At 33.1% G+C, this 2859-nt stretch carries 4 protein-coding genes and 1 pseudogene; all 5 read left to right on the top strand.

Features of this window, described 5'->3' with window-relative positions; genetic code table 11:
• Window positions 1–701 (top strand): annotated as a pseudogene (locus FAY47_RS19245) (hypothetical protein); the annotation flags it as partial.
• Window positions 702–725: 24 nt separating this feature from the next.
• On the top strand, window positions 726–1259 hold the full coding sequence (locus tag FAY47_RS19240; RefSeq protein ID WP_143318548.1) for a SecY-interacting protein Syd: 534 nt from the start codon (window positions 726–728) through the stop codon (window positions 1257–1259).
• Window positions 1260–1563: 304 nt separating this feature from the next.
• Entirely contained in the window at window positions 1564–2082 is a 519-nt protein-coding gene (locus FAY47_RS19235) for a hypothetical protein (protein ID WP_143318547.1), read from the top strand.
• A 17-nt stretch (window positions 2083–2099) separates the two neighbouring features.
• The gene (locus FAY47_RS19230; RefSeq protein WP_143318546.1) at window positions 2100–2405 is read left to right on the top strand and encodes an EndoU domain-containing protein; all 306 of its coding nucleotides are present in this window, start codon (window positions 2100–2102) and stop codon (window positions 2403–2405) included.
• A gap of 12 nt (window positions 2406–2417) precedes the next feature.
• A complete protein-coding gene (locus tag FAY47_RS19225) occupies window positions 2418–2774 on the top strand; it encodes a hypothetical protein (RefSeq protein ID WP_143318545.1) in 357 nt (118 codons plus the stop codon).
• Window positions 2775–2859 lie beyond the last annotated feature (85 nt).

The raw sequence follows: 2859 nt of genomic DNA, 5'->3' as shown, positions 1-2859 counted from the left end.
TTGGACTTGGTTTAGCTGGTCTTGACTTACCAGCAGACATAAGAGATATCAGTGCAGATTTTGTTAATTGGGAATGGTCATGGGGCCATGCAGGACAAACATTTCTAGATGCGATGGCATTTTTCCCAGTTATAGGGTCTTTGAAATATACTGATGAAGTTGGAACATTAGTAAAGCATGGTGACGAATTTGAGGATATTGTAGAGGGAGTAAGTAAAGCTAATACACTTAATGAAGTAGATATACGAGCGTATAGAAAACTTGAAGATACAAGTGTACTAGGAAGATATGAAGCAGACCCAAGGTTGGTTGTTGATATGCCATATGTTGGAAAAGGAAGTTCGACAGCAAATGCTGAGGGATGGTTAAGAGATTCTAATTATTATTGGAATGAGATGCTAGAAAGACACCCTGATGCATTTAGTTCATTAAATAGAAGTATTGTTGAAGGTAAGCATCCAACATTAAGTACTCCAGTTAACGATGCTACTTTTAGAGATTATTTCGAGCAATATGATGTACAGGGGCTTCGTGGCACTCAATTGCTTCACCATCATATCGGTGGAGGGGGACAAGCAGTTGGAATACCAAAACCTCTTCACCCAGGGTTTGGTGGAGTACATAATGCAGAGAAAAATTTAGGAATATGGGGTAGCGATAGTCCTTATGCAGAAATGCTTCAAAAATTTCTTGATAAATGATAATATAGAAACGAGGTGAATATTGTGAAGGAAGAAATGAAAAAATATTTTGACCAACTTATAGAAGCATGGCAAGGATTTAATAATTCATATCCTAAAGTGCCATGGAATGATGCGGTTAAACCGAGTATATATGAAGGTGAAGTTGACCAAGATGAATATATATGCTGGAAACCTGTTGAAAAAAATGCGATTCATGATTTTCGAGATATAGAGCAAGTAGTAGGAGTTACTTTCCATAAGTCTATAAAAGATTACTTTAACTCCTATTGGTTTGCAGAATTATCAGGTTTTTATAAGTCATATAACATAATACTTGAGCCAGTGTTACCAGGAATTGAATTAAATAACTTTGTTGCTCAATTAATGGGTTACAAAGAGGTTCATGAAGGAAAGTTAGATAACATACCACTAGGAGTAGAAGGTAGAAATAGTTTCTTGGTAGTTGTTGATAACAATACTGGTATTGTGAAACTAGAAGATTTTGAGACTGGAAGATATGAAGTCATATCAGATAGTATCGAGCAACTTATATCTGATATTAAGCTAAAAGGATAGAAATATTTTTAGTAACTTACTGAATAACATGGTTTAATTTCTATGTAAAGTTATGTAAGCTGCTGAGATAATTAGCACGATAATAGAAATGAATACTTTCTAAAGAAATAAATTAAAAAACTGTATGTATAATTGCATTGAAAAGATTAAATGAATCAGATGAAATTAAGTAGGCTGGTTCATTATTTTTTAGTATCTAAAATCTGCGGATTCAACACTAGAACTAGCTATAAATAGCGGATATAATAATTATTGTAAAAGTAACAGATTAGGGAACTTAGATTTTGAGAAAAATTATGAAGTATTGAAAGAATTTCAGTTAAGAAAAGCCGCAGAAGAGTTGGGAAGCTTTGATGATTTAGATAAGATAAGAGAAAAAGCTTTAGTTCATGAAATGAGTGACTTTGATGAAGATGGTTATTGGATTAGAGATGATAGTACTGACTTTTTTGAAAAAATGAAATATTTTTTTGATGCATTTTGGATACGCACTGGTGGATCTATGATTAATGATCAGTATATAATTTTTAAGTCTGCAGGTTGTGATGAGGAAACAGCCAGAATTGGATCAGAATTTATGGGTGGAGAATTCACTCAGCCATTTATAACAGCAGGGCTCTTTCCTATAATTACAAAGTTTGGGTATGGGAAAAAGGTAATTGGAAGTGGTTTTGGGAATATAATTGGTAAACTTAGAGGTGGAGCTACTGAAGAGGCGGCTGAAGCTGTATATGATATTTCAAAGTTAAATAATACAGAGAACTTTAAGAATGGAGCTTTGGAACATATTTTAGAAGGTGAATTGCTAGAGGTAAGGCTGTAGGCTTTCATTATGAAGGAATGCCAACAGCTAAAGGAAATATAATTCAAGGAACAGAATCATTACCTAATGAATTTGGAATATACACTGGGAAGGTTGAAGTTAATGGTGTGCCTAAAATGGGGAATGGAGGTAAGTCATCGTTCTTTCCTAAAAGTTGGAGTGCTCAAGATATAGTAGATGGTATAAATGAGGCTTACAGTAATAAAGGATTTGTTCAAGGTAGTAGAAATACGTTTAGAGGAAAAACTTCACAAGGAATAAAAGTTGAAATGTATATTGATAGCAAAACAGGAAAGGTAATATCAGCGTTCCCAATATATTAAGCGGAGGAAAAAATGAAGTATAATTTTAGATTTGATGAGCTAAGCTATAGCGATGGAGATAAGGATTTAATCATAATTGTGGAAGAAAAAATACAATTAGTAGCAACATTTTTAATGTCAGATATACAAGGATCAGATCCGCAATATGTTTTTGAAGCAATAGATAAAGTGTTGAGTGGAGAATCTGGATATGAAGAATTAAACGGAAATGTATGTGGTGTAGAAATTCATAAAGATAAAACACAAATATACGATAATTTAGCTGAAGACGGAATGGGTAACTGGTGTGAAATTGAAACTACAGAGCTTAGAGAATTAGTAGATATATGGTGCAATGAGCTTAAAAAGTTTAAAGAGCACAATAAATAACCCATTAAATAAACAAATTGTTTAATAGCTTAACAAAAAGTATTTAGAATAAGGATTATGACATAGGTTCATAGTCCTTATTTTC

The sequence above is a fragment of the Clostridium sp. HBUAS56017 genome, from assembly GCF_007115085.1.
Taxonomy (GTDB): Bacteria; Bacillota; Clostridia; order Clostridiales; family Clostridiaceae; genus Clostridium; species Clostridium cibarium.
Note: the sequence above shows the minus strand (reverse complement) of the source record. Positions and strands in the feature narration are given on the sequence as shown.

What these genes read in the sequence shown, in the direction of transcription:
- FAY47_RS19230 (WP_143318546.1), top strand. Translation starts at nt 2,100, where the DNA reads ATGCCAACAGCTAAAGGAAATATAATTCAAGGAACAGAATCATTACCT.
- FAY47_RS19225 (WP_143318545.1), top strand. Translation starts at nt 2,418, where the DNA reads ATGAAGTATAATTTTAGATTTGATGAGCTAAGCTATAGCGATGGAGAT.